Origin of the sequence: uncultured Victivallis sp., from assembly GCA_944389935.1 — a bacterium.
GTDB lineage: Bacteria > Verrucomicrobiota > Lentisphaeria > Victivallales > Victivallaceae > Victivallis.
The window spans coordinates 17,294-41,258 of sequence record CALXOE010000032.1 but is presented as its reverse complement, the minus strand read 5'-3'; the positions used below and the strand labels follow the sequence as shown (position 1 = coordinate 41,258).

Genomic DNA, 23,965 nt, shown 5'->3' with positions numbered 1-23,965 from the left:
CAAATCACCAGCGATTTTTCTTCATTTGGATATTCTCGTTTCGCTTTCCCTGCCGCGCTAGCGGCTCAGTTCAAGGACTTCACTTTGGCAAAATGAAAGACGGAGCAGGAGTGGCGGAAAACCAACTTTTGCACCGTCTATTTTTTACATCAAGTCCTTGTATTACCACTTTTTGTAAATCATTGATAATAAACAATAATGCTCCAAGGACTTGCGTCCTTGCGTTTCAGAGACTTTTGCCGTAAAAGTGGTGCAAAATGCCATTGCTGGTATGGTTCAGCATTGAGAATATCAGTCTCTTGCTTGCCCTGCAAAAGCCGTAAGTGCCTGCAACTGTAAGCACCATAAAAAGAAAATTGCCAGGGACTTTATTTGTAAGTCCTTGGCAATCAATAAATTTCTGGTGGAGGTGGCGGGAGTCGAACCCGCGTGCCGACGAGGTCCAATGAGGACGTCTACATGCTTATTTCATCTTTGGTTTTTATCGTCCTTTACCGAAGCCGATGAACAGGCCTGGCTCCAGACTATTCTTTCCTTTGATCTCGCCCTGAACCGAAAGACGATTGTTCAAAGCCAGAGCGCTGAATGACGCCACGATTCCTTAGCACTCCTCGGGAACGGCAGCGTGGCGGGAATTAAGCCGCCAGGGCAAACTCTTCGTTCGCGTTTATCGTTTCGACCGATGTTTTACGAGGCCAACGATCATCCTCGGCATGCAATCAACACCCAACCGGGCCGGTCGAATCCGGAACACCCCCATAATCGGTAATTATCAATATAATCCATCCCGCAGGAAAATCAAGACCCGATTCCCCGATTTATCGACAAATCTGCCGGACCAGACCCAATCCCGCACTGATCGCTCCCAATCCCGCCAGATTCTGCAACGCAATGTTCAACAATCCCTTCCATATCGCTCCTCCGGCAAGCAGCGTCACACTCTCCAGCGCAAACGTCGAAAACGTTGTGAACGCTCCCAGAAATCCCACCATCAGCACCGGCGCGTAATTCGCGTATTTCGCAAATTTCGTCGCAAACAGGCCGAACAGCAATCCCGCCAGAAAACAACCCAGCACATTTACCGTCAAGGTCGCATAAGGCAATCCCGTCACCCCTCCGCGCAAAAACAGCAGATTGATCAGGTAGCGCAGCGTACTGCCCAACGCTCCCGCGGCCGCAACCAGCAGAATCAATTTCAACGTCATCAACGCACCTCCCTTTCCGATTGAACTCTGCAACTCTCTCGAAAATAATTCCGTTTCCGGAAAAATCAAGCAACGAAACCATTCCCCTCATTGATTTCACGGCAAGTTCGTCCTATATTATGAACAATAAAGTGGGTCTCAAGCATCGAATACCGGTCGCTTCTGCGGTCCGCCGCCGAGAATGACCGATGAGGAAGGTTTCATCGTGCCGGAATTTCTTTCGTCAACTTCACCGTTCCGCAGAGAACTGTGTCGCAATTTCGTCTGCGCCGCGCTGCTGGCGCTGCTTCTCATTGCCGTATTCTACCCCGGATTGAATTATCCGTTTCTCCGGGACTGGGATGACGGGGTTTTCATCGTTTACAATCGGCATCTCACGTTTACGATGGAAAATTTCCTGCTCTACGGTCTGGAACCTTATCAAGACCTTTATACACCGCTGCCCATGTACTCGTTCATGATCGACCGCGCCCTCTTCGGTGTCGACCCGCTCGGATTCAGGCTGCACAATCTGCTGCTCCACTTCATCGGATGTTTTTTCCTCTTCCTCATTGCCCGGAGGCTCGGCGCCAGAACCTGGCTCGCTTTCGCCGCCGCTCTGCTCTGGGGCGTGAATCCGCAGAAAGTCGAATCCGTCATCTGGATCACCGAACGCAAGGATGTTTTGTGCGGAGCACTCGCATTTGCCTCACTCTGGTTTTTCCTGCGCGGCGTTCAGCAGCGGCGCATCTCGTTCATGGCCGGGATTCTCGCTGCTCTTGCGATCTTCGCCAAACCGGCGGCCGTACCGCTGCCCGGTGTCATGATCGTCGGATTGATCTGTCTCTGGGGGAAACGCTTCCCGTGGCGCGACTATCTGCGCATTCTCTGGTTCCCGGTTCTGGCTGCGCTCGGCGCCGTCATCTGGGCCGCGGTGATCACTGCCAAGACCAACGGCGGCGTGCCGGAGGAGAATTTACTCGTGCCGCTGCACAATCTCTTCTGGTATCCGTTGACTGCGCTCATTCCGTTTGAAACCAATCCGATCTATCCGGAAATCCGTTCCATGGCGGAGCTCCTCCTCCCGGTCGCGGGCGGGGTTCTTCTCGCCGGCGGATTCATCCTGGTCGCGCGCAGAGTCGGTTTCGCCTGGCGGAAAATTGTCTGCATGCTCCTCATTGTCGCTGGATTTACGGTCCCCGTGCTCGGACTGCTGCATTATACGAATTTCCACTACTGCGACCGTTACAACTACCTGGTTTCGGCGGCGGTGTGGATCGGCGCGGCTGTTCTTGCCGAGGCGTTCCTGCGCCGCCGGAAAAGTGCGGCCCGCGCTTTCAAATGCGCGGCCGGCGCCGCTTTCGCCGCTTTCTGGCTGCTCACATGGAACTATCTGCCGTACTGGGAGACGTGCGAGTACATGTACTCCTATGTGCTCGCCCGGGACGAAGTGCCGAACTGGAAAGTGATGGGAAATTCGATCTGCACGGCTTTCCGGAGCGGAAATCTCGAAGTCATTCAGGATGTCGCGACCCGCATGCGCCGCTATCACGATGTGTATAAGATTCCGGAGGCGGTTGCGGATCGCACCGCGCGCTTCTGTCTCGCGCATGTAGCGTGGCTCAATCAGGACCGGGAAACGGCACGGAAGATGTACCATGTGTTGTGGCCGGAGGCTGAAACGGTCGGCTGGCGGGAGTTCCTCTGGCCGGATTTCGTTTTTCCGCTCTTCTTCCGGGATATGGCGCAGATCTCCGTGCTGGAGGGAAAGCCGGATGAGGCGGTCGAGTTTCTCGACCGGGAGCTGCAGGTGCGCACGCCGGACGACTATCAGTATTTCCTCGCGGAGGCGATGAAAGCGCAGATCCGAAAGGATCTCCCAGGGCAGCTGAAAGCCTGGGAGAAAATTGTGGAAATGCAGCCGGAGAACCGGGTGTATCGAATGATATATGACGAACTGGTGCAGAACTCCGGAAATGTGCCGAAATGAGTGAGGAAAATGATGAGAATTTCTGCGAAAAGTCTGATCTTTGCGCTTGCTGCCGCAATTCTGTCCGCCACATTGTCCGGCTGCGTGCAGCCCTGCGAATCCGCGCAGGCGTGCCGGCTGGCGGCGGAAAAGCGTTCTGTCGACTATGCGAAGCCGGAAAACTGGGTGATGCTGCCGGATTGTCCGGCGGAGGAGCGCAAGCCGATCGACGTATTTTATGTCTATCCGACGGTATTCGCAAGTCGGAAACATGCGGTCATGCACTGGGATTCCGAGGAGATGCGGACGAAGACGCGGAACATCGCCGGTCAGCAGACCGGACCGTTTCTGCCGGTCGGCAATGTCTACGCTCCATTTGTCCGGCAGGGGGAGTTGCATCTCGTTCTGGCGGCGCTGGCGGAACGGCCGGGCACGGATGCCCCGATGGAGATCGGTTTCCGGGATACGGTCGATGCGTTCCGGTATTATCTCAAGCACTGGAACGGGGGGCGGCCGTTCATCCTCGTCGGTCACAGTCAGGGGGCGTATGATCTGCTCGCTCTTCTGAAGCGGGAGTTCAAGGATCCCGCCCTGCGGAAGAAGCTGATCGCCGCCTATCTGATCGGTTGCCCGATTACGGATGCCGATCTCGCCGGAAATCCGCATTTGAAGATGGCCGAGGGGCCGATCGACTCGGGCGTGATTGTGACGTGGAATTCCGAGGCGCGGGAAGCGGCTCCGTCCCTGTTTACAGGGCGACCGGGAACGCGCTGCATCAACCCGTTGAACTGGCGGACCGATGCGGTTCCGGCTCCTGCCGCGGCGAATGTCGGGGCGGTTTTCTTCGACGGGGAGGGGCGGATTACCGGGGAGATCCCGGCGTTCTGCGGGGCGGAAATCCGCCCCGAAACCGGGGCGCTTGTGGTGACGCCGGAGTTTCCGGGGCAGTATGACAGTTCGCTGCTCGGCGCCGGAATCTATCATATGAATGACATCTATTTCTTTTACCGGAATCTGGAGATCAACGCCCGTGACCGGGCGGCCAGTTATTTTAACGCCGGAGGGCAGGAGAAGTGAGCGAGACAATTCGGGTCGGGCTCGGGGAACGGGCTTATGATATTGTAATCGGCAGCGGCGTGCGCGCGCTCGCCGCGGAGTTGACCGGGCGGCGGAACTTTCTGGTGACCGACTCCCGGGTATCCGAACTCTGGGGCGCATGGGCACGGGAAACCGTTCCGCAGGCGGGGTGGTTCGAGTTCCCGGCCGGAGAGCAGAGCAAGACGCCGGATACGGTAATCGCAATCTGCCGTCGGGCGGCGGAGCTTCAATTTGACCGTCAGGCGCGGTTCGTCGCGCTCGGCGGCGGTGTCGTCGGTGACATGACCGGATTTGCCGCCGCGATTTATATGCGCGGAGTCGGATTTGTGCAGGTCCCGACGACGCTGCTGGCGATGGTCGACTCCAGTGTCGGCGGAAAGACCGGTGTCGATATCCCCGAGGGGAAGAATCTCGTCGGGGCGTTTCATCAGCCGGAACAGGTGCTGATCGATCCGGATTTTCTCTCGACGCTGCCGCCGGAAGAGATCCGCTGCGGCCTCGCGGAGATCCTGAAGACCGGTGTGATTCTCGACGAGGCGCTGTTTGCGGCGCTCGAGCGGGAGCCGGAGACGTTGCGCGACGGACGGAATCCGGAGCGTTTTGTCCCGCTGATCCGCCGCTCCTGCGAGTTGAAAGCGCAGGTGGTTGCCGCGGACGAGCGCGAATCCGGCATCCGGGCGCTGTTGAATTACGGGCACACGTTCGGGCATGCGGTCGAATTGTTGAGCGATTTCCGGATCAGTCATGGCGAGGGAGTCGCGATCGGCATGTGCTGTGCGGGGGAACTCGCGGTCCGGCTCGGGCGCTGGAGTCGTGCCGAGGCGGAGCGCCAGAAACGCGCGATTGCAGCGCTCGGACTTGCGACGCAGCTGCCGCGCCACTGCTCCGTTCCGGCGATGCTCGAGGCGATGCACCGGGACAAGAAGAACCGTGGCGGCGCCGTGACGCTTGTGCTCCCGAAACGGATCGGCGAGGCGGAGACGGTGAGAACCGTGCCGGATTCGGAGATCGCTTCGGCTTTGGAGGTGCTCTATGACTGATCGCGAAGCGACGATCGTACTGAACATGATTTCCGGGATCGGGTATGTGAAGTACACGGCACTCAAGGAGGAATTCGGCTCTCCGGCCGCAGTGCCGGGGCGTTCTGCGGATGAGTTGATGCAGGTCCCCGGCATCGGTCCGCAGCTTGCGGAGCGGGTCGCCGCCAGTGACTGGGGGGCGCTGCTGGGGAATGAACTGGAGTTGTGCGACCGGGCCGGCGTGCGGATCGTCACCTTGTGGGACGAGGCGTACCCGGAGGTGCTGCGTTCGCTCTACGATCCGCCGCTGTGCCTCTATGTGCGCGGCAAACTGCCGCCGCTGCCGGAGAATGCGGTCGCGGTCGTCGGCACCCGGCGCATGACGCAGTACGGTGCACGCATGACCCGCATGATTACGGAAGAGGCGGTGGCGGCAGGTTACACGATCGTGTCGGGTCTCGCGTTCGGGGTCGATACGGTCGCGCACACAGCGACGGTCGAGATGAACGGAGTCACGGTGGCGGTTCTCGGCGGCGGCCTGATGCGGATTCATCCGCAGGAGAATGTGCCGCTCGCGCGCCGCATTGTCGAGTGCGGCGGGGCGCTGGTGAGCGAATTCCCGATGATGTGTCCGGTCAGCCGTACGACGTTCCCGCGCCGCAACCGCATTGTCGCAGGCATGACGCGCGCGACGATCGTGACCGAGGCGGGAATCGGTTCGGGGGCGCTTATCACGGCGAAACTGGCGCTCGACAACGGACGCGAGGTTTTTGCAGTTCCGGGGCATGCCGACAATATGCAGGCGAAAGGGTGTCACAAACTCATCAAGGAGGGGGCGGCGCTCGTGGAGTCGTTCGGGGACGTGCTCGATGCGTTCGGGGTGCGGGTCGGCGGATATCTGCCGGGACTCGAACCGGATGAGGTGGGGGAGGGGCGTGTTCCCTATGATCCCGATTCTTCCGGCGATCTTTCCGCTGATGAACAGCGGGTTCTGAAGCTGCTGGGGGAAAAGGAGCGGTCGCTGGAGGAGCTCGCGGCGGAAACTTCTCTCGATACGGGACGGCTGCTGGGGGTGCTTATGAGCCTCGAGATGCGGATGCTCGCCGATCACGGTGCGGATCAGGTTTACCGTCGGCTCTGACGGGCGGAGTCGATTGCGCTGCTACTGCCCGCTGCTGTCATCCTCGGGGTCGTCGTCGGCCGGATAGTAGGGGTAGGGCATGTAGTCGAGCGACTCGTCGCCCTCTGTTCCGGAAAGAGCCTGGGCGATGGTCAGAATATAGCGGAAGCTGTCACTGTTGACTGCCGCGGAAAACAGCGTGGTCGAGGCGAAACGCAGCAGCATGCGGCGATCCCAGAAGTCGCAGTGTTCGATTCCCGGGGCCGCGCAGACCTGGAAGTTGCGTCCCGGCAGCAGCAGCCGTCCGTCGCCGTCGTAGACTGCGAATTCCCCCATGACCCGCACGAGCTGGAGCTTGAATGCCGGATCCGCGATCTCGAGGAGGAGCCCAGCGAGGATGGAACCGGCTCCGATGCCGTTTTCCAATACGGGTCCGAGGCAGTAGTATTCCGGGTGCATCGTGCTCTCCGGGACGGCGGAGAATCCGGATTTCCGCATGAAGTACGAGAGGTTTTCGAGTGTTTTCTGCGGGAAACGCTGGGCCTCGAGTTTGAAATCGGTCCAGAGCTGAACGAGTCCGGGGCGGGAGTCGTTGTCGAACCATTGCAGATGCACGTCGATGAGGCCGTCAATGAGGTCGACTTTCTGAGCCTCGAGTTTGGCCGCGAAAGCGCGCCGGCGCCGGCGCAGGGTGATCGCCGCCTGAAGCTGATGGGCGCGACGCCGGGCGAGGGGGGTGTCCCCCTCCTGAAGTTCCGCCAGCAGTTCGCCGAGTTCGGATTCGCGGTTCAGCAGTTCCGCCATGACGTTGACTGCGACGGTTTCATCCTCGTCGTCGAGCAGCGAGATCAGACTTTCAAGGCTGGGCTTGCTGTTCATTCTGAGCGTTTTTCCTGACCGGGAACTTGCCCATGAGCGCGTCGTTCGCGATGTTTTTGACTTCGTCGGAGAAGTCGCTGCGGACGATCCAGCGCAGGAATCCCGGATCATTGGCGGCGAGTTCGCGCAGAGTTCTCCCGGCGTTTTTGCCGAAGTTGACGACCACTTCATCGCCGCTCCACTTGAAGCGCCGGGTGCGGTCAACCGCGTCGGCGCCGAGGAGGTCACTGAATTCCGCCAGGCCGGCGGTATCACGCGGCAGTTCCGGATGCTTCGCGAACTGGCCGAGCAGCACCTCGAACGTGGCGGCGGTATCGGCGGCGGCGCCGTGCGCCCCCTCGAGCGGTTTGCCGCAGAAGAACTCGTAGGCGGCCGAGAGCGTGCGCGGATAGAGTTTGCAGAAGATGTTGTAGACGTCAATCACTTTACGGTCGTCGACCTTGAACTCGAATCCGGCGCGCTTGAATTCCGCTTCGAGCATGGGGATATCGAATCCGGTGATGTTGTAACCGCAGAGGTCGCAGTTGTCGATGTAGTTGTAGAGTTTTTCGGCGATGATCGAAAAGACCGGGCAATCTTTCACGTCGTCATCGGTGATGCCGTGGATCGCGGTTGCGCCGGGCGGGATCGGCATTTCGGGATTCAGCCGCCGGACGGTACTCTGCGTGCGTCCGTCCGGATAGATTTTGAGGACTGCGAGTTCGACAATGCGGTCGCGCTGCGGCATGATTCCGGTACTCTCGATATCGAATACGATCAGCGGTCGTTCCAGTTTGAGTTCATTGCTCATTTTTCGCTCCTGTTGCATGGTTTCAGGAAGAATATAACACTCCTTGCTGTGCTTTGCAATTCGTTTTTCCGGAAATTCCTCCGGCCTTGTGGCGAGGGATTGACAAATTTATGGTTGCATGCTATTTTTATCTGATCTGCGCGGGTTCGGGAAAATAACTTGGGAAAGGTATTTCAATGGTTGAATCACCGCAATTCGGCATCGGGCGGTTAGTGCGGTCAGGCCGCTCTGAAAGAAAGATTGTTAAAACGAGGGATAAGATTGGGCGGATGTATTTCGTATCCGGCCGGCGGGAGGTGTTCAGCGTATGAAACGTAGGATCGTGTTCGGAATTTCCGGTTTGTGTCTGTTGATGGCACTGTGCGGCTGTCAGATGCTCGGGTGGCAGAAGGTCACGTATTACAAGGGGTTGAGAATCCGCGAGGACCTGCTCGATCGGAACAGTTACAACAACAAATACAAATACGGCAACCCGATGCCGCGCGTCGAATACATCACGATTCACAACACCGCGAATGTGGGGCCGGCCGTCAACGAACGCACTTATTTGAACAACCGTCGGGACAATGTCTACATCTCGTTTCACTTCGCGGTCGATGAGCGTGAGGCGATCCAGATTCTGCCGTATGACGTGAACGGCTGGCACGCCGGAGACGGTCAGGGGAAAGGGAACCGGGCGAGCATCGGCGTGGAGATCTGCCGCAGCCGCTGTACGGGAAAGGACGAACAGCTCTACCGGCGCGCCGAGGAGAACGGCGTGAAACTCGCGGCTTATCTGCTCAAACGGTTCAATCTGCCGCTCTCGGCGCTGCGCAAACATCAGGATTGGAGCGGAAAGAACTGCCCGCACCGGATTCTCGATGAAAAGCGCTGGGAGTCGTTCCGGCAGCGCGTCGGCGAGGCGATGCAGGAATGAAACGGATTCTGAACCGGCATTTCGGCATATTCATCTATTTCGCCTCTCTTCTGTGCGGACTTTTCGTGCTGTATCAGGGGCGTTCGCTCGGCCTCTTCCCCATGCCGCAGCCGGGGATGGATCAGCTCTCGATTCTGGAGTGCGCGGGACGCCTGGCGGACGGTTCGCTGCCGTCGGAACCCTACCGGTATTCCTATGCCTACACGCTGTTTCTCGCATTGCTGCACCTCGTGACCGGCGGATCGCTGATCTGGATGCGGATATTGCAGCTGGCGCTCTGTTCGCTCATTCCGCTCTTCCTCTACCGGTCGGCGCGGCTGCTCGGACTTGGGAAAGCGGCGGGTCAGGCGGGAGCGCTCTGTTATCTGTTTTACGGACCGGCACTGCTGATCTCGCTGGATTTTCTGCGGGCGGCGACGCTGGGGCTGGTGTTTCTGCTGTTCTTCTATTTTCTGCTGCTCGGGTGGCGACTCCGGTCCTGGAAATATTTTGCGGCGGCGGGAGGCATGGGGGCGCTCTGCATTCTGGGGCGCGAGAATTTCGCGGCGGTGGTTCCCGTGGTGCTGCTGGCGTGGCTGATGCCGCGTTTCCGGAAGCGGATGGGGTGGCGTGCCGCCGCGGGTTACGCTGCGGCGCTGATCGTCCCGGTTCTGGCGGTCATGCTGTTCAACTTTTTCCGCTGGAACAGCTTCCAGCCGGTTCCCGGGAATGCCGGCAACGTCTTTGCGTTCTATCACGGCGCGGAGGCGGTGAACCGGATTTCCGTTTTTGCCGGGAAACTGATCGCAAGCATTCCCGTCCAGATCGGTAATTTCTTCTCTTCGTATGAGCTGGAAAACTCACTTTCATTTTACGCCCACCGCGAGCTGATCGTGTTTCTGCGGGTGTTTCTGCTGCCGTTTCATCTTCTGGTGGTGCTGGCGTTCGCGGGCGCCTGGCGGTATCGGAGGAATGGCGGAGTGCGGACGGCATTTCTGCTGATCGCGCTTTACGCCGGTTCGCTTTTGTGTTTCACGATCTTCTATCGATTCCGGATTCCGGCCGTACCGCTGATCGCGCTGCTCGCGGGGGCGGGGATCTCCGCGATCGGCGCGTGGTGGCGGAGACGGAATTTCCGTGCGCTCGCGACGGTCGCTGTTCTCGGCGGGGGATTCCTGTGGCTGACTTCGGTCGCGCCGGACTCGCGCCGGACATTCGACGAACGCGCAGCGGTCGCCCGGATTCTGATCGACCACGGCCGCTTCGGGGAGGCGGAAACTTATCTTGCGAAGATGCAGAATGACGGTTACGATATCCGCGCTGGCGCGCTGCTCCTCGCGCAGCATCTTGCCGCGAACGGCGACGATGCCTGGGCACGGGTGGTCGTCGAACGGTTCATCGGGCCGCTCCCGCCCTCCGCTCCCGCCGGGGCACCGGCTGCGCCGACATCTACACGAAAGTGATGCGCACCTCTTTCATGTAGCGGTTGCGCAGCGCTTCGGCGATTCGCTTGACGATGTTGCGCCGCAGCTCGAGGTCGACCGGGAGATTCGGATCCTGGTGTGCCTCATTGATTTTGGTTCCGACGAGGATCTCGATGATGTCGTTCCGGCGCATGAGTTCGACCAGTTTCCCTGCGGGATCGTTTTTACTTTGCTCACCCTTTTCGAGGTAGGTTGCGGCCCGTGACAGCGTGAAGATTCCTTCCGTCACGAGATCGGCTCCCTCCATGCGTGACATCGGCGGCAGATCGCGCGAGAGCGTGTCGAGCACGAGTTCGAGCGGGGTTCCGAGTTCGCGCGAGATGATTTCGGCCGAAGTTCCGCCGCAGATGACTTTGGTCCCCTTGAAATCGTGGAAAAGTTTTGCGCACTCCGCGTCGCGGGCCGGATCGACCGGCGGTCCCGTGAAGAGCAGCATCCGGTGCGGCCGGCGGAAGTAGAGACACGCCGCCGTGATGTCATCGGCGGGACGCAGCCCCGGTTCGTGCGCGATCGCCTCACGCAGAATCCGTTCCGAAAGCTCCTGCGCGGAGATATCGGGCGCATTCCTGAGCTGGGCAGTCACATAGTCGATGACGCCGGAGCTGCGCCAGCCGAGCGGAAAGTGCGGCGACCCGAGTCCCGCCTGCGTCACGCCGTCAGAGAAGAAGAGCACGCGGTCTTCCGGCTGCGCACGGAACGTGTAGGCGGTCATTGTGCGGTCGCTGTACTTCGGGGAGGCGAACTCCACTCCCTCGATCGGATGGACTGCGCCGCCGCGGAAGAGCAGGAATTCCGGATTCCCCATCTCGACGACCCGGGTGATTCCGCCGAGCCGGGTGTCGACGATCGTGAACGTCGCGTAGCTGATCTGCCGCACCTGGCAGACCGGCAGCGAATCCATGATGATCTCGGCGGAGTGGACGATTTCGCGATCCTCCGCGCTGAAGCGCAGCGCCATCGTGGTCGTCATCAATGCGAGGATGTTCGCCTTGAGCCCGTGGCCGAGCCCGTCGGCGAGAACCGCGAGCAGCCGCTCCTCCGCGGGAATCCGTTTGAATGCGACCGCGTCGCCGCACGCTTTTTCGTCGTAATGGCAGCACTGGCTGTACCCGGTGTCGATGAAGAGGTTTTCGGTCGTGAGATTCATGATCTGCCGTTCTCCGGAGCTTTCGACTCGTCGATGAGGTCCTGGTCGTCGGCGTAGTCGTCGGCGATCGAGCGCAGCAGAAGTTCGGTGTCGGCCATCTGTTCGCCGAGGCGGCAGGCGATCTCCTGAACGGTCGCGATGTTGCGGTCGATGACTTCTCTGGCGCGGGCGGCGATCTGTTCGCGGCGCAGCTCGGTCTTGGTCACGTCGAAGATGACCGCTCCGATCACTTCGCCGGGATCGATGTTGAAGATGTTTACGCTGAAGAGCCGTTTGCCGACTTTCAGCGAATCGCGCCGGATGTCGCGTCCGCTCTGGAGCGAGGATTCAAAGAGATTCGCAAACGGGACGATTCGGTCGAGATCGGCTCCTGCCAGGCCCGGACAGGCGTCGAATGCTTCGAGCGTCTCCTCTCCGAAGAGTTGTGCGAAGTTGCGGTTGCACTCGATGATCTGCATCTTCTTGTCGACGATGACCGCGCCCGATGACATGCTTTTGAGCAGGGCGTTCGCCTTTTTCTGCGCCTGTTTCTTCAGATAGGAGACGCACATCGACGGTTCCGCGTGCCCTGAAATCAGAGCTTTCGCGAAGTTGCGGCAGGTGTCGTAGCCGCAGCCGCCGCAGTTGAGTTCGTCCTCGGGCGTGGTTTTGCCGATGCTGCGGAGAGCGGACTGAATTTCCGGCAGAGTCGGAGTCGGGGGCTGCACGGCATCCTCCGGAAATTCCGCAGCGATCTCGCCTCTGGTCTCGCGTTTCCGCGGTTCGGCCGGGTAGTGGGTGTGATCGAGCACCCGCAGCCGTTCGAGCAGTCCCGGCGAATCGTGTTCGGTGCAGGGGCCGTGCACGCAGCCTCCGGGGCAGGCGAGGGTTTCGATGAAGATCGTCTCATTTTCCGGAATCTCCTCGAGTCCCGAGAGCGCGAGTTTGAGATTGTGAATCCCGGTCAGCGTGAAATAGTGGACGCGCCTGTTGGCGGACTGGAAGCGGATCGTGTCGTTCATGCCGCCCTCGACCGGATACTGGGCGCCCTCTTCGGCGGCTTCGGGCAGAAAGCGGTCCTCCTCCTCGGGCGTGAGCCGGGCCGGATCGATCTGGTTTTCGCGCAGAAGCTGCTTGAGTTCCGGGTAGGAGATTGCGAGATTCAGCAGCTCCGGATTGCGGTCGGCCTCATTTTTCTTGCCGATGCACGGTCCGATGAAGACGACCTTGATCGCTTCGCCGTAAAGGTCGCGCAACATGCGGCAGTGAGCCATGAGCGGAGAGCCGACCTGCGTGATGTTTGCGGCGAGGTTCGGGACATATTTGCGGATGTAGTCGACCGCGGTCGGACAGGCCGAGGAGAGCAGCAGTCCCGGTTTGCCGGTGTCGAGCTCTTTCGCGACGCGGGCTGAGACGAGTTGGGCGCCGAGGGCGGTTTCGCTGACTCCCGTGAATCCGAGCAGCTTGAGCGCGCGAATCAGCTGCCCCGGAGTGATGTCGGTGAACTCGCTGACCCAGGATGGCGCGAGCGACGCATAGACCGGAGCGGACTCTGCCAGCAGCAGTCGGAGACGGCCGGTGTCGTTGCGCACCTGTTTCGCCTTGACCGGGCAGACTTCGACGCATTTGCCGCAGGCGACGCAGAGTTCGGGCATCACGGTCGCGTGGCCGTCGCGGACGCGGATGGCCTTGACCGGACAGTGTCGCACGCACTTGTAGCAGTCCTGGCACTCCGCTTCGATGGTGTAAACGGGATAGGAGTGGTTCATGGTTCATCTCTCCTGAGTTTCGCGTCGAGGAGATCGATCAGCGATTCGGAGTCGACCCGTTCAAACACTTCGCCGTCGATGGAGAGGTTCGGACCGGATCGGCATTTCCCGACGCAGCCGCGGCCGGTGAGCGCGCAGTCGATGTGGTATTTCGCGATGTACTCCTCAATGAGTTTCAGATTCCGTTTGTTGCCGCGGGCGAAGCAGGAGCTGCCCATGCAGATCGTGATCGTGTGTTTCATTTCCCCTCTTCCTCTCCGGAAAGATCCATTTCGCGCAGTCTGGCGGCGAGTTTGACTGAGAGTACGGCGAGATCTCCGGCGAGATTCGCTTTCTGGCGGATGATCTCGTCGGGAAGTTGAAGCGTGTGACCGGTGAAGTTCCAGATCGCGATGATTCCGGCGTCGACCATCGCCTCGGCGACCTCCTGAGCGGCATCGTCCGGCACGCAGAGAATGCCCATGTGAATGCGGAGGCGCTTCACGAGATGCGGAAACATCGCAAAGTCAAAGAGCGGCACGTCGTGAATGATCGTATCCGGCGGAATCGGACCCTTGTCGAATGCCGCGACGATCTTGAGTCCGTAGTCCGCGAATCCGCGATAGCCGAGGAGCGCGGTTCCGAGATGTCCCGTCCCGACGAGGAACGCTTCCGAAGCGTTCTTCCAACCGAGGAACTCCTCGATCCGGTCGATCAGCGGCTCGACGGCGTATCCGACGCCGGGAGAGCCGGTTGCTCCGATCATTTCGAGATCCTTGCGTACACTGATCGCGTCGATGCGCAGTGCGCGGGCGAGCACCGGACTGGTCGCCCGCGTGCGCCCTGCCGCTTTCATGGCGCGCAGTTCGCGCAGATAGGCGGGCAGACGTTTCAACGCCGGAATGCTGAAAACCTGATTTCTGGGCATGCTGTTCTCCGTTACCGAAAGTAAAGTAGCCGTTCCGGCGGGAATGTCAAGCGCCGCGCCCGGCAAAAGCGGTTTTTTATCGTTCCGCGGCATGGAATCGCGGGGGATTTGGCTGGAAAACTTGAAAAACGCTTTCAGAGGTGATAGATTAACGTAACATTATGCCCGCATGAATCAGGCAAACAGGAAGAAGGAATGTCAATGAAGCCGTTTTTCGTATTTTCGGGGCAGGGGGCTCAGGCCGTCGGCATGGGTCGGGATCTGGTGGAGGCGTTTCCGGCGGCGAAAGCCCGTTTTGAGGAGGCCGATGCCGTGCTCGGTTACGATCAGAGTTCGATCGTGTTCGACGGTCCGGCCGAGAAGCTGACCGAGAGCCGTTACTGCCAGCCGGCGATCTACACGATGAGCTGTGCGGCGCTGGATGCGTTCCGGAGTCGTTTTCCGGAGGTGAAGCCGGTCGCGTGCGCGGGGCTGAGCCTCGGAGAGTACGGAGCTCTGTACGCTGCGGGGGCGTTCGATTTCGCTTCCGGGCTGCGGCTGCTCGCGCAGCGGGCCGAGCTCATGGATCGCGCGTGCCGTTCGACTTCGGGCGGGATGGCGTCGGTACTGTCGGGTGATCCGGAGGTGATCCGGGAAGTGTGTGCAGAGTGCGGCATCGATGTGGCGAACTACAACAGCCCCGGCCAGATTGTGATTTCCGGAGAGAAAGAGAAACTGGAGAAAGCCGTCGAGGAGCTGAAGAACCGCGGCATGCGCAAGGTGGTGGTGCTGAACGTCGCCGGCGCGTTTCACTCGCGGCTCATGGCTCCGGCGGGCGAGGCGCTCAAACCGGTGCTTGAAGCGTCGGCGATGACGCTTCCGTCGATTCCGGTCTATCACAACTTCACGGCGGCGCAGGCCGCGAGCGTGGAGGAGCTCAAGGCGAATCTCGCCGCGCAGGTGGCCGGTTCCGTTCGCTGGGAGGAGTGTGTTCGCGCGATGGTCGCCGCGGGCGGAGATACGATGATCGAGTTCGGTCCCGGCAATGTGCTGACCGGGCTGCTGCGTCGGACGCTGCCGGGGGTGCCGTATTTCAATGTGAACACTGCGGCGTCGCTCGAGGCGCTTTCGTTTTGATGGGAAACCGGTTGATTGATACAATACCATAATTAGGGAAAGGGATCAGAAATGAGTTGTGAAAAGCGTTTGGAGGGCAAGGTCGCCCTGGTCACCGGCGGAGCCCGCGGCATCGGCAAGGCGATTTCCGCACGTCTCGCGGCGGAGGGTGCGCGCCTTGCGATCGTGGACATCATGCTTGATGTGGCGCAGGCGACGGCGGACGAATTCAAGGCGCAGGGCGTGGATGCGCGCGCCTATGCCGCGAATGTCGCCAAGTTCGAGGATGCGGAGAACACGGTTGCGGCCGTGGTGAACGATTTCGGGCGGCTGGACATTCTGGTCAACAACGCGGGCATCACGAAAGACACGCTGATGCTGAAGATGACCGAGGAGATGTGGGACGCGGTCATTGCAGTGAACCTGAAAGGGACGTTCAATTTCACGAAAGCCGCGGTGCGTCCGATGATGAAGCAGCGTGCGGGCAAGATCGTGAACATCGCGTCGGTGGTCGGTCGGATGGGGAACGTCGGGCAGGCGAACTACGCCGCCTCGAAAGCGGGCGTGATCGCGCTGGCGAAGACGACGGCCAAGGAGTTCGCGACGCGGAACATCCAGGCGAATGCGGTTGCTCCGGGATTCATCGAGACTGCGATGACCGAGAAGCTGCCGCAGGAGGCGCGCGATGCGTTTCTGACGGTGATCCCGGCGAAGCGCGGCGGCCGTCCGGAGGATGTGGCGAATGTGGTTTACTTCCTCTGCTCTCCGGATTCGGATTATGTGACCGGGCAGGTCATCAACGTCGACGGCGGAATGCTGATGTGATTTTTCCCTCTTTGCCGTCCGGTTTCGGGCGGCGGGGGCGAAAAAATCTGAAATATTTCGAGAAAACGGTTTGACTTTTGCCGGGCATTGAGGCATATTAAGATCATGGTATGCTGAGATGATAAAAGTTTGAAACGGCATTGGCTTTCAGAGAATAACCAAAGAAAAAAGGGGATTGAAGATGTCTTCTGTTGCTGACAAAGTGAAGAAAATCGTCGTCGAACAGCTCGGTGTTTCCGAGGATCAGGTGACGCCGGAGGCGAAGTTCATTGAGGACCTCGGCGCTGATTCTCTCGATCAGGTCGAGCTCGTGATGGCTCTCGAGGAGGAATTCGGTTCGGAGATTCCGGACGAGGATGCCGAGAAGCTGACCAGCGTCGGCGATGCGATCAAGTACGTCGAGAGCAAGAGCCAGGAGTAAGATCCTCTTTGCCCGTACGGTTCCTGAGCTGGAGAGGCCTGGCCGTGCGCATGACGACGGTGCGATGCACCGGAGGAACGGGCCACTTTTCGTAATGAATACGCAAGGTGGTCTTGTTTTCTGTTAAGAACATCCGGCGGCAGGTTCCGCGGTAGGGAAGGAGTGACAAGGACGATATGAACGACAGGCGTGTGGTAGTGACCGGGTACGGCGTAATTTCCTGCGTCGGCAACAACGTTCCGGATTTCTGGGACGCTCTGATCAACGGCCGTTGCGGGATCGGTGCAATCACCCGGTTCGACGCTTCGGAGTACCGGACGCGGATTGCGGGAGAGGTCAAGGGGTTTGATTTCAGCGGCTACATGAGCCCGAAAGATGCGAAGCGCCTCGATCTTTTCTGCCAGTATGCGATCGCTGCGGCCGATGAGGCGATGGCGACCGCCGGTCTGCCGCAGGATCTCCGCGGTGGTGATGTGGTCGATCCGAATCGCGTCGGCGTGATCGTTTCGAGTGGTATCGGCGGCCTTTATACGATGAGTGAGCAGGATCGCGTTCTGCTTGAGCGCGGGCCGGGGCGGATTTCTCCGTTTCTGATTCCGATGATGATCGGGGATCTTGCTTCCGGGAACATTTCGATCCGCTATGGAGCGGGGGGGCCGAATCTCGGGCTTGTGACGGCGTGTTCCACCGGAACCCACTCGATCGGAGAGTCTTTCTGGACGATCAAGCGCGATGATGCGGATATCATGATCTGCGGCGGAGCGGAGGCGACAATCGTTCCGCTCGGGGTGGCGGGATTCTGCGCCCTGAAAGCGTTGAGTACGCGCAACGATGATCCGCAGCATGCGAGCCGTCCGTTCGATCTCGATCGCGATGGATTCGTGATGAGCGAGGGCGCGGGCGTGATGATCCTCGAAGAGTATGAGCACGCGAAGAAACGCGGTGCGAAGATTCTGGCCGAGCTGGTCGGTTACGGCGCGACCGGTGATGCGCATCATGTGACGGCTCCGCATCCGGAAGGGGAAGGCATGGCGCGTGCCCTCAAGATGGCGCTGCGGCATGCGGGACTCAATCCGGAAGACATTGATTACATCAATGCCCACGGTACGAGTACTCAGTTGAATGACAAGTTCGAGACGATGGCGATCAAGTCGGTGCTGAAAGATCATGCGAAGAAAGTCGCGGTCAGCAGCACGAAAGGCGCGACGGGGCATGCGCTCGGCGCTGCCGGCGGGCTCGAGTCGATTGTCTGCGTGAAAGCGATTGAGACGGGGATCATTCCTCCGACGATCAATTATGAGACGCCGGATCCGCTTTGTGATCTGGATGTCACGCCGAACCAGCCGAAAGAACGCGAAGTGAAAGTCGCGGTGAACCAGAATCTCGGATTCGGCGGGCACAACGGTGTTCTGATTTTCCGCAAATTCGAGTAATCGAGTCGGATTTGTCGAAGCCGTTCCGCCGGGTTGGCGGGGCGGCTTTTGTGCTTTTTTGCAGGAAAGCTGTTCCGGCAGGTTGTTTTTGAAAAAAAACGGGATATATTTATGCGGCGGGGAATCCGCCGGCAGACACTTGAACGGCGCTTCCGGAGTATGTGGGGGAGGCGACAGCCGGATGATGGTGGTTGGAAATCATATGTTGTGACGGGAGGCGAAATGATGAAAGCTCTTTCTATCGGTATGGGTGGTGCGGTACTTCTTGCTCTGGCGGCGGGTTGTCAGCCGCAGCTTGCGGAGACGGGAATGGGTGACGCTGAACTGCAGTGGTACTCTTACGTGAGTGAGAGCTATCCCTCGTTCCGCCCGCCCCGTACTGCGGCTCAGGCGACGCAGGACAAATATACGACGCTCTCCAGTGATGGGCAGCAGCCGGTTGCGGAAGCGGGAGCCGGCGAACTCGTAGCCGAAGAGGATGAGATCGTCATTGCCGAGAATGAGGCTCCCACGCAATCTCAGCCGGAAGCCGCGGCGGATGATCCGACCGGTACGGTTGAGGAGGGGATCGTGCTCGAGCCGGAGGAGGACGAGGCGCTTCCGAAGCCTGTCGCAGCACCGGAAACCGAGCTGAAAGCGGCCGGTCAGGAGAAGTCGGCCGTGGAGCAGAAGTATACGGAATATGTGGTCAGACCGGGGGATACGCTTTCCGGCATTGCGAAGAAGTTTTACAAAGACGGACGGCTGTTCGGGCGGATCTATGAGGCGAACAAGGACGTGATCCCGAATCCGAACAAGCTGCCGCTCGGGGCGAAGATCCGGATTCCGCAGCCGTAATCGGAGCGGAGTTTTCAGGGCGCGGCTCGGGGAGTGGATTCCCGCAGCCGCGTTTTGCGGTTTCCCGGGCCGTATTTTTCAGGATGGGCGGTGGACGGAATTGGAGAGCAGATATTATTTTGACAAAGGACTCACATGGCATATTGCGTGTGCGGGAGATGAGGTCCGCGGTCTTCGGACGCTGGAACGGTTGTTCGGGGTTCGGCTGGTCGCGCGTGAGAACTGGGTACAAATAGAGGGAAGTGAAGAGGCGGTCGGCCGGACCGAGGCGTTTCTGGCCGAGCTTGCAGACTTCTATCTGGTTCGCGGGAAACAGCTCGATACGCGGGATTTTGAATTTTTGTGCCGATCGTTCCGGGATCGGCGCGAGGGGGATATCCGCGAACTGCTCAAAGAGCGCATCGATGTGAGTCCGAAGAAGCGGGAAGTTCTGCCCCGTTCCCGCCGCCAGCTGGAGTACGTCCGTGCGATCCGCAGTCGCGATGTGGTATTCGGAATCGGCCCTGCGGGGACGGGAAAGACCTATCTGGCGATGGCGCTGGCGGTCTCGGAATTTCTGAAAGGAAATGTGAATCGGATCGTCCTGACCCGGCCCGCCCGGGAATCCGGGGAAAATCTCGGTTTTCTGCCCGGCAGTCTCGAGGAGAAGATCATGCCGTATCTGCGTCCACTGTACGATGCGTTGTATGACATGATGAGTTTCGACGAGGTGTCCGGCCTGATCGAGCGCGGGGTGATCGAAGTCGCGCCGCTGGCGTTCATGCGCGGGAGGACGCTGAACAATGCGTTCATCATCCTCGACGAGGCGCAGAATACGACGGAGGAGCAGATGCTGATGTTTCTGACCCGGATGGGGTTCGGTTCGCGCTGCGTGATTACCGGGGATCCGTCGCAATCGGATTTGACGGGGCGCGAACGGTCGGGGCTGCTGCATGCGATCGATACGCTGCAGAAAGTTCCGGAGATCGGATTTGTCTTTTTCGATACGGGGGACGTGGTTCGTCACGCACTGCTGGAGAAGATCATTCTCGCTTACAACGGTGTGGAAACGGAAGAGGTTCGGTAATGTTTCATTCGTTGCGTGAATTCTGGATGAAGCTCTCGGCCCGGCGCCGGTTGCAGCGTCGGGGGATGGTCGCTCCGCGTCGGCACTTCGACCTGGACAAATTTGCGGAAGCGATCGAGGGGTCGCCTGCACCCGGGATTTTCATGCTGGTGATGATCTGGGCGATTTCGGCGGTGCTGCTGACGATCTCGGCGCAGCAGCACATTGAGGGCGTATTGAATCTCGAGGTGGGGCAGCGTGCGCCGCGCACGATCATCGCCACGCTCGACTTCTCATACCAGGACGCGGACGGAACCAAGCAGGAAGCTGAGCGGGAGATGGAGAAAGTTCCGCTCTATTACCGGATCGACGCGAAGAGCAACAATGCGATCCGGCGTAATTTCATGACTTTTTTTGAAGCGGTCAGCCGCCGCATTACCGACGAGAATGCCGGGCGCAAGTATGTTCCGGGGGCGTTGCCCGCCGAACAACTTGCCGCCTCGGCCGATCCGGCGCTGGTTGCGGCACTCGGGGAGTTTCTGCGCACGCCCGGGGAACGCAATGACTTTGACACGTTGCTCGGCCGGATTCTCGGGCGCGGGATTTTAAGCCGAAGTGAACGTGATTCGCTCCGGGTGAGCCAGACGCTGCGGGTGATCGACCAGGAACAGCGGCGCTGGCCCGTGAAGAATGTGACGGAACAGGATGATCCACAGGCGGTGGCGGACCGGCTTGCGGCCGATGTGCTGAACTCCTACACCGGAGGAAACCGGGAGAAGATATTCCGGAATTTGAACGAACTGTTTCTGCAGCTGCTGGGGCCGGATGGAAATCTCAACAGCGATGAAAAACTTTACCAGGAGGAGCTGCGGCGGGCCGCCGATGCTGTCGAGCCGGTGATGGTTGCGGTGTCAAAAGGGGATCTGCTGGTGCGCCGGGGCGAGGAGGTCACGCCGGAGATCAGTGAAAAGCTCCAGGCGTTCGAGCAGGCGGATCGCAGTCGTCTGAAGATGGATCAGGAGATTGCGGCGCTGATTCACTATACGGTCTGGAGTCTTGTGCTGGTGATTTTCGCGGCGTTCTATCTTTACCATCTGCATCCGGAAGTGGTGCGGGTGAACAAGCGCAGTATGCTGCTGGGGTTCATCGTGATTCTCTCGCTGCTGGCGAATTTCGCCGGGTTTCACTTCTTCAACAACCTGGCGGGTCGTTCCAATGATCTGCCGGGCATTCTGGCGGCCGAGGCAATCCCGGTTGCTCTGGGTTCGGTGCTGCTTGCGGTGACGATGGGATATCGGGTGGCGTTGTGCGCGGGGTTCTTCGTCGCTTCGATCGCGGCGATGATGCTGCTGCCGGAGCGCTCGTTCGATCTCGCGATCAAAGGGATGGTGATCTGTTCTCTGACGGCGTTGGCGGTTCGTTCCGCGACGAATTACCGCTCTTACTTCATCCGCATACTGCTGTCGGTGTTTCCGCTGGTCTGGGTGTTGAATTTGAATCTTGTGAATTTTCACGCTCCGAATTTCCTGCTGCTGCTGGGGCAGTCGGCGGTGATCGCGTTCACGAATGCGGCGGCGACGGCGATTCTGGCGCTGATTCTGATCTTTATTTTTGAGATTTTCTTCAATGTGAGCACGAATATGGCGTTGATGGTGTTGTGCGACTACAACCATCCGCTGCTGGAACGGATGAAACGGGAGGCGCCGGGGACGTTTTTCCACAGTCTGATGGTTGCGACACTCGTGGAGGATGCTGCTCGGGCGATCGGAGCGAATCCGCTCAAGGCGAAGGCCGGCGCGCTCTTTCATGACATTGGGAAACTGGCGATGCCGCAGTATTTTACGGAGAACAATCTGGACAGTGCGAATCAGCATCTGGATTTGAATCCGCAGATGAGCAGCATCATCATCCGCGACCATGTGAAAGAGGGATTGGCTCTGGCGCGGCAGTACCGGATGTGCCGGACGGTGCGCGACGCGATCGGGCAGCACCACGGCAACGATCTGGTGAAGTTCTTCTACAACAAGGCGCTGGAAGAGCAGAAAAAGAGTCCGAACAGCGCGCCCGTGCTTGAATCGCAGTTCCGGTACGACGGGATTCCGCCGCAGGACAAGGAGATGGCGATCATCAGCCTCGCGGATGCGTGCGAAGCGGCCTGCCGTTCGCTCGACAAGCCGTCGGCATCGAAGATCGAGGCGGTGGTCGATCAGATTTTCCGCGGACGCTTCGAGGGGCGGCAGCTGAACAATGCGAATATTACGCTCGCCGAGCTTGAAAAAGTGCGGCAGAGTTTCATCAACACGCTCGTGAGCATGAAGCACGGGCGGATTGCCTACCATCAGGAGCGCAAACGTGATCACAGTGAATTACGCATGGCAAACGCGCCGTCTGCCCCGCCCGCGGAGAAGTGAGTTGAAGGCACTCGCCGCGCGCGCCGCGGTGCTGGCCGGATTGCCGGATACCGATTGGGAGCTTGACGTGCGGTTCGTCGGAGACCGGGCGATGGCGGCGGCGAACGAGGAGTTTGTCGGACATACGGGGACGACGGACGTAATTACGTTCAGCTACTTTGACGATCCGGAGTCGCTGTTCCCCGGAGAACCGGCGGTTGAACTCATCATCTGCGTGGATGCCGCGCTGCGTGAGGGAGCCGCGCGCGAGGATTCGAGTTACGCGCGTGAACTGGTTCTCTATCTCGTGCACGGACTGCTGCACAGTGCCGGAGAGGATGATCTTTCGCCGGGGCCGAGACGCCGCATGCGTCGTCGCGAGCGCGAGGTGCTTGAGGCGCTCGAACCGGAGTTCGACTTCGGTTCGATTTTCCCGGAACGCGGCTCGCTTGGATGAGCGGAGCTGCGACGTCGGCCGGTCGGTTTCCGCGGGAGATTTGGGAAAAATCTGCGGGAAAACGGGGATGGCAACTTGCAATTTCTCATTCCCGCATTAACTTTTTCTGGAGTCGCGACGGGTGCGGCCTGGAAAGACTCTCAATCGAAATCTGCGGGGTGCGGCGATGCTGGAACAGTATCTGGAAGATCTCGAGAATCGTCTCGATGTTGCGGTGGAGGAGAAACTGGAAGCCGACTGGCGGGAGTTCCTGAGCGGGCGCTGCCCGGCTCCGTATTTCCAGCCGCGGCGAGGGGAAGCCGTTCCGGCCCGGGTCGAATGGCCGAAACTCCTCATCAATCCCGCGCTGAAAGATCTGGAACTCATGCTCTTACGGGAGCTTTCCGTCGCTTCCCGCTGCATTGCAGAGGGGAACGGACAGATTCTGAATATCCGCTGCAACTACGGCACCACGATTCTGCCGTCTCTCTTCGGGGTCGAGATTTTTTATCTGGACGATGCGCATGATACGCTGCCGGCCTCCCATCCGCTGCCGGGAGGCACCGACGGCATCCGGGCTCTGGTGGATGCCGGCGTGCCGGATCTCGATCGCGGCTGGGGAGCGCGCGTGTTTGAGACGGCGGCTTATTTTCGCGAAAAGCTCGCGCCATATCCGAAGTTGAGCGAATATGTCCGGATCTATCACCCGGATTTGCAGGGACCGCTCGATCTGGCGGAGATGATCTGGGGCAGCGATATCTTTCTCGCTTTCTACGACTGTCCGGAGCTGGTCAAGGCGCTGCTTGCGCTGCTGACTGAAACGTATCGGAGATTCATGCACCGCTGGGAGGAGGCGTTTCCGGGGCGGACGGGGAGACTCTGCTCTCACTGGGGCTGGGGACATATCGGAAGGATCGTGCTGCGGGACGACTCCGCGATGAATCTCCCTGCTGAAATGTATCGGGAATTCGCGCAGCCGTTCGACCGGGAATTGCTCGAGGAGTTCGGCGGCGGTGTCGTTCACTTCTGCGGCCGCGGTGACCACTATATCGCGGATCTGGCCGCGACGCCCGGCCTCACCGGAGTCCAGCTTTCCCAGCCGGAATACAACGACATGGAGACGATCTACCGGAATACCGTGGACCGCGGAATTCCACTGCTGGCACTCTCTCTGGAGGGCGCGGTGAAACCCGCTCTGGCGGCGGGGCGCAACCTGCACGGACTTGTGCACTGCTATTGAGGC

22 protein-coding genes and 1 other RNA gene are annotated in these 23,965 nt (G+C 59.7%); 15 read left to right on the top strand and 8 right to left on the bottom strand.

Annotated elements, in window-relative coordinates; genetic code table 11:
* Nucleotides 1–401: 401 nt before the first annotated feature.
* Both ssrA and Q0J85_RS10385 read right to left on the bottom strand, forming a co-directional pair.
* Nucleotides 402–758, bottom strand: a transfer-messenger RNA (tmRNA) gene (gene ssrA / locus Q0J85_RS10390).
* 60 nt (nucleotides 759–818) lie between these two features.
* Nucleotides 819–1,205, bottom strand: coding sequence for a CrcB family protein (locus Q0J85_RS10385; RefSeq protein WP_294481181.1), 387 nt, complete (start codon nucleotides 1,203–1,205; stop codon nucleotides 819–821).
* Nucleotides 1,206–1,410: 205 nt separating this feature from the next.
* On the opposite strand from Q0J85_RS10385, the gene Q0J85_RS10380 reads away from it, so the two are divergent.
* Genes Q0J85_RS10380 through dprA form a run of 4 tightly spaced genes read left to right on the top strand, consistent with a single transcriptional unit; the run spans nucleotide 1,411 to nucleotide 6,411 of the window.
* Nucleotides 1,411–3,174, top strand: coding sequence for a hypothetical protein (locus Q0J85_RS10380; RefSeq protein ID WP_294481179.1), 1,764 nt, complete (start codon nucleotides 1,411–1,413; stop codon nucleotides 3,172–3,174).
* Between the two features lie 9 nt (nucleotides 3,175–3,183).
* Nucleotides 3,184–4,230 (top strand): DUF3089 domain-containing protein, encoded by a 1,047-nt coding sequence (locus Q0J85_RS10375; protein ID WP_294481177.1) that lies wholly within the window; start codon nucleotides 3,184–3,186, stop codon nucleotides 4,228–4,230.
* Entirely contained in the window at nucleotides 4,227–5,291 is a 1,065-nt protein-coding gene (gene aroB, locus Q0J85_RS10370) for a 3-dehydroquinate synthase (protein WP_294481175.1), read from the top strand. Before Q0J85_RS10375 ends, aroB begins: the two co-directional genes overlap by 4 nt.
* Nucleotides 5,284–6,411, top strand: a complete 1,128-nt coding sequence (gene dprA, locus Q0J85_RS10365; RefSeq protein ID WP_294481172.1) for a DNA-processing protein DprA — start codon at nucleotides 5,284–5,286, stop codon at nucleotides 6,409–6,411. The genes aroB and dprA overlap by 8 nt, the downstream gene beginning before the upstream one ends.
* A gap of 21 nt (nucleotides 6,412–6,432) precedes the next feature.
* Here the strand turns inward: dprA and Q0J85_RS10360 are convergent, their stop codons facing one another.
* On the bottom strand, nucleotides 6,433–7,269 hold the full coding sequence (locus Q0J85_RS10360; protein WP_294481170.1) for a hypothetical protein: 837 nt from the start codon (nucleotides 7,267–7,269) through the stop codon (nucleotides 6,433–6,435).
* Nucleotides 7,247–8,059: a 3'-5' exonuclease gene (locus Q0J85_RS10355; protein WP_294481166.1), complete on the bottom strand. Its 813-nt coding sequence runs from the start codon at nucleotides 8,057–8,059 to the stop codon at nucleotides 7,247–7,249. The genes Q0J85_RS10360 and Q0J85_RS10355 overlap by 23 nt, the downstream gene beginning before the upstream one ends.
* Nucleotides 8,060–8,366: 307 nt before the next feature.
* Here Q0J85_RS10355 and Q0J85_RS10350 point away from each other — a divergent pair, with 307 nt between their 5' ends.
* Together Q0J85_RS10350 and Q0J85_RS10345 are read left to right on the top strand one after the other, a co-directional pair.
* Nucleotides 8,367–8,975, top strand: a complete 609-nt coding sequence (locus Q0J85_RS10350) for an N-acetylmuramoyl-L-alanine amidase (RefSeq protein ID WP_294481165.1) — start codon at nucleotides 8,367–8,369, stop codon at nucleotides 8,973–8,975.
* Nucleotides 8,972–10,417, top strand: coding sequence for a glycosyltransferase family 39 protein (locus Q0J85_RS10345; protein ID WP_294481162.1), 1,446 nt, complete (start codon nucleotides 8,972–8,974; stop codon nucleotides 10,415–10,417). Before Q0J85_RS10350 ends, Q0J85_RS10345 begins: the two co-directional genes overlap by 4 nt.
* On the opposite strand, the gene Q0J85_RS10340 is transcribed toward Q0J85_RS10345, so the two are convergent.
* Genes Q0J85_RS10340 through Q0J85_RS10325 form a run of 4 tightly spaced genes read right to left on the bottom strand, consistent with a single transcriptional unit; the run spans nucleotide 10,404 to nucleotide 14,240 of the window.
* Nucleotides 10,404–11,585 carry a SpoIIE family protein phosphatase gene (locus Q0J85_RS10340; protein WP_294481160.1) on the bottom strand — a complete coding sequence of 394 codons (1,182 nt, stop codon included), beginning with the start codon at nucleotides 11,583–11,585 and terminating at the stop codon, nucleotides 10,404–10,406. The genes Q0J85_RS10345 and Q0J85_RS10340 overlap by 14 nt on opposite strands.
* Entirely contained in the window at nucleotides 11,582–13,333 is a 1,752-nt protein-coding gene (locus Q0J85_RS10335) for a [Fe-Fe] hydrogenase large subunit C-terminal domain-containing protein (RefSeq protein ID WP_294481158.1), read from the bottom strand. The genes Q0J85_RS10340 and Q0J85_RS10335 overlap by 4 nt, the downstream gene beginning before the upstream one ends.
* The gene (locus Q0J85_RS10330) at nucleotides 13,330–13,575 is read right to left on the bottom strand and encodes a (2Fe-2S) ferredoxin domain-containing protein (RefSeq protein WP_294481155.1); all 246 of its coding nucleotides are present in this window, start codon (nucleotides 13,573–13,575) and stop codon (nucleotides 13,330–13,332) included. The genes Q0J85_RS10335 and Q0J85_RS10330 overlap by 4 nt, the downstream gene beginning before the upstream one ends.
* On the bottom strand, nucleotides 13,572–14,240 hold the full coding sequence (locus Q0J85_RS10325) for a redox-sensing transcriptional repressor Rex (RefSeq protein WP_294481154.1): 669 nt from the start codon (nucleotides 14,238–14,240) through the stop codon (nucleotides 13,572–13,574). Before Q0J85_RS10325 ends, Q0J85_RS10330 begins: the two co-directional genes overlap by 4 nt.
* Before the next feature lie 201 nt (nucleotides 14,241–14,441).
* Here Q0J85_RS10325 and fabD point away from each other — a divergent pair, with 201 nt between their 5' ends.
* From fabD to Q0J85_RS10280, 9 genes are all read left to right on the top strand, one after another.
* Nucleotides 14,442–15,356 (top strand): ACP S-malonyltransferase, encoded by a 915-nt coding sequence (gene fabD, locus Q0J85_RS10320; RefSeq protein ID WP_294481151.1) that lies wholly within the window; start codon nucleotides 14,442–14,444, stop codon nucleotides 15,354–15,356.
* A gap of 51 nt (nucleotides 15,357–15,407) precedes the next feature.
* Nucleotides 15,408–16,160 carry a 3-oxoacyl-[acyl-carrier-protein] reductase gene (fabG, locus tag Q0J85_RS10315; protein WP_294481149.1) on the top strand — a complete coding sequence of 251 codons (753 nt, stop codon included), beginning with the start codon at nucleotides 15,408–15,410 and terminating at the stop codon, nucleotides 16,158–16,160.
* A gap of 181 nt (nucleotides 16,161–16,341) precedes the next feature.
* The gene (locus tag Q0J85_RS10310; RefSeq protein WP_294481146.1) at nucleotides 16,342–16,581 is read left to right on the top strand and encodes an acyl carrier protein; all 240 of its coding nucleotides are present in this window, start codon (nucleotides 16,342–16,344) and stop codon (nucleotides 16,579–16,581) included.
* A 176-nt stretch (nucleotides 16,582–16,757) separates the two neighbouring features.
* Complete coding sequence (gene fabF, locus Q0J85_RS10305) at nucleotides 16,758–18,014, top strand: beta-ketoacyl-ACP synthase II (protein ID WP_294481142.1); 1,257 nt, start codon at nucleotides 16,758–16,760, stop codon at nucleotides 18,012–18,014.
* A gap of 222 nt (nucleotides 18,015–18,236) precedes the next feature.
* On the top strand, nucleotides 18,237–18,851 hold the full coding sequence (locus Q0J85_RS10300) for a LysM peptidoglycan-binding domain-containing protein (RefSeq protein ID WP_294481125.1): 615 nt from the start codon (nucleotides 18,237–18,239) through the stop codon (nucleotides 18,849–18,851).
* 100 nt (nucleotides 18,852–18,951) lie between these two features.
* Nucleotides 18,952–19,917, top strand: coding sequence for a PhoH family protein (locus Q0J85_RS10295; protein ID WP_294481123.1), 966 nt, complete (start codon nucleotides 18,952–18,954; stop codon nucleotides 19,915–19,917).
* On the top strand, nucleotides 19,917–22,307 hold the full coding sequence (locus tag Q0J85_RS10290) for an HDIG domain-containing metalloprotein (protein WP_294481121.1): 2,391 nt from the start codon (nucleotides 19,917–19,919) through the stop codon (nucleotides 22,305–22,307). Before Q0J85_RS10295 ends, Q0J85_RS10290 begins: the two co-directional genes overlap by 1 nt.
* A 1-nt stretch (nucleotide 22,308) precedes the next feature.
* Nucleotides 22,309–22,743 (top strand): rRNA maturation RNase YbeY, encoded by a 435-nt coding sequence (gene ybeY, locus Q0J85_RS10285; protein WP_294481119.1) that lies wholly within the window; start codon nucleotides 22,309–22,311, stop codon nucleotides 22,741–22,743.
* 121 nt (nucleotides 22,744–22,864) lie between these two features.
* Nucleotides 22,865–23,962, top strand: a complete 1,098-nt coding sequence (locus tag Q0J85_RS10280; RefSeq protein WP_294481117.1) for a hypothetical protein — start codon at nucleotides 22,865–22,867, stop codon at nucleotides 23,960–23,962.
* Nucleotides 23,963–23,965 lie beyond the last annotated feature (3 nt).

Excerpts from the sequence above, each read along its gene's own strand:
- Q0J85_RS10385 (WP_294481181.1), bottom strand. The coding sequence starts at position 1,205 with ATGACGTTGAAATTGATTCTGCTGGTTGCGGCCGCGGGAGCGTTGGGC.
- Q0J85_RS10375 (WP_294481177.1), top strand. The coding sequence starts at position 3,184 with ATGATGAGAATTTCTGCGAAAAGTCTGATCTTTGCGCTTGCTGCCGCA.
- dprA (WP_294481172.1), top strand. The coding sequence starts at position 5,284 with ATGACTGATCGCGAAGCGACGATCGTACTGAACATGATTTCCGGGATC.
- Q0J85_RS10360 (WP_294481170.1), bottom strand. The coding sequence starts at position 7,269 with ATGAACAGCAAGCCCAGCCTTGAAAGTCTGATCTCGCTGCTCGACGAC.
- Q0J85_RS10355 (WP_294481166.1), bottom strand. The coding sequence starts at position 8,059 with ATGAGCAATGAACTCAAACTGGAACGACCGCTGATCGTATTCGATATC.
- Q0J85_RS10350 (WP_294481165.1), top strand. The coding sequence starts at position 8,367 with ATGAAACGTAGGATCGTGTTCGGAATTTCCGGTTTGTGTCTGTTGATG.
- Q0J85_RS10345 (WP_294481162.1), top strand. The coding sequence starts at position 8,972 with ATGAAACGGATTCTGAACCGGCATTTCGGCATATTCATCTATTTCGCC.
- Q0J85_RS10340 (WP_294481160.1), bottom strand. The coding sequence starts at position 11,585 with ATGAATCTCACGACCGAAAACCTCTTCATCGACACCGGGTACAGCCAG.
- Q0J85_RS10335 (WP_294481158.1), bottom strand. The coding sequence starts at position 13,333 with ATGAACCACTCCTATCCCGTTTACACCATCGAAGCGGAGTGCCAGGAC.
- Q0J85_RS10330 (WP_294481155.1), bottom strand. The coding sequence starts at position 13,575 with ATGAAACACACGATCACGATCTGCATGGGCAGCTCCTGCTTCGCCCGC.
- Q0J85_RS10325 (WP_294481154.1), bottom strand. The coding sequence starts at position 14,240 with ATGCCCAGAAATCAGGTTTTCAGCATTCCGGCGTTGAAACGTCTGCCC.
- fabD (WP_294481151.1), top strand. The coding sequence starts at position 14,442 with ATGAAGCCGTTTTTCGTATTTTCGGGGCAGGGGGCTCAGGCCGTCGGC.
- fabG (WP_294481149.1), top strand. The coding sequence starts at position 15,408 with ATGAGTTGTGAAAAGCGTTTGGAGGGCAAGGTCGCCCTGGTCACCGGC.
- Q0J85_RS10310 (WP_294481146.1), top strand. The coding sequence starts at position 16,342 with ATGTCTTCTGTTGCTGACAAAGTGAAGAAAATCGTCGTCGAACAGCTC.
- fabF (WP_294481142.1), top strand. The coding sequence starts at position 16,758 with ATGAACGACAGGCGTGTGGTAGTGACCGGGTACGGCGTAATTTCCTGC.
- Q0J85_RS10300 (WP_294481125.1), top strand. The coding sequence starts at position 18,237 with ATGATGAAAGCTCTTTCTATCGGTATGGGTGGTGCGGTACTTCTTGCT.
- Q0J85_RS10290 (WP_294481121.1), top strand. The coding sequence starts at position 19,917 with ATGTTTCATTCGTTGCGTGAATTCTGGATGAAGCTCTCGGCCCGGCGC.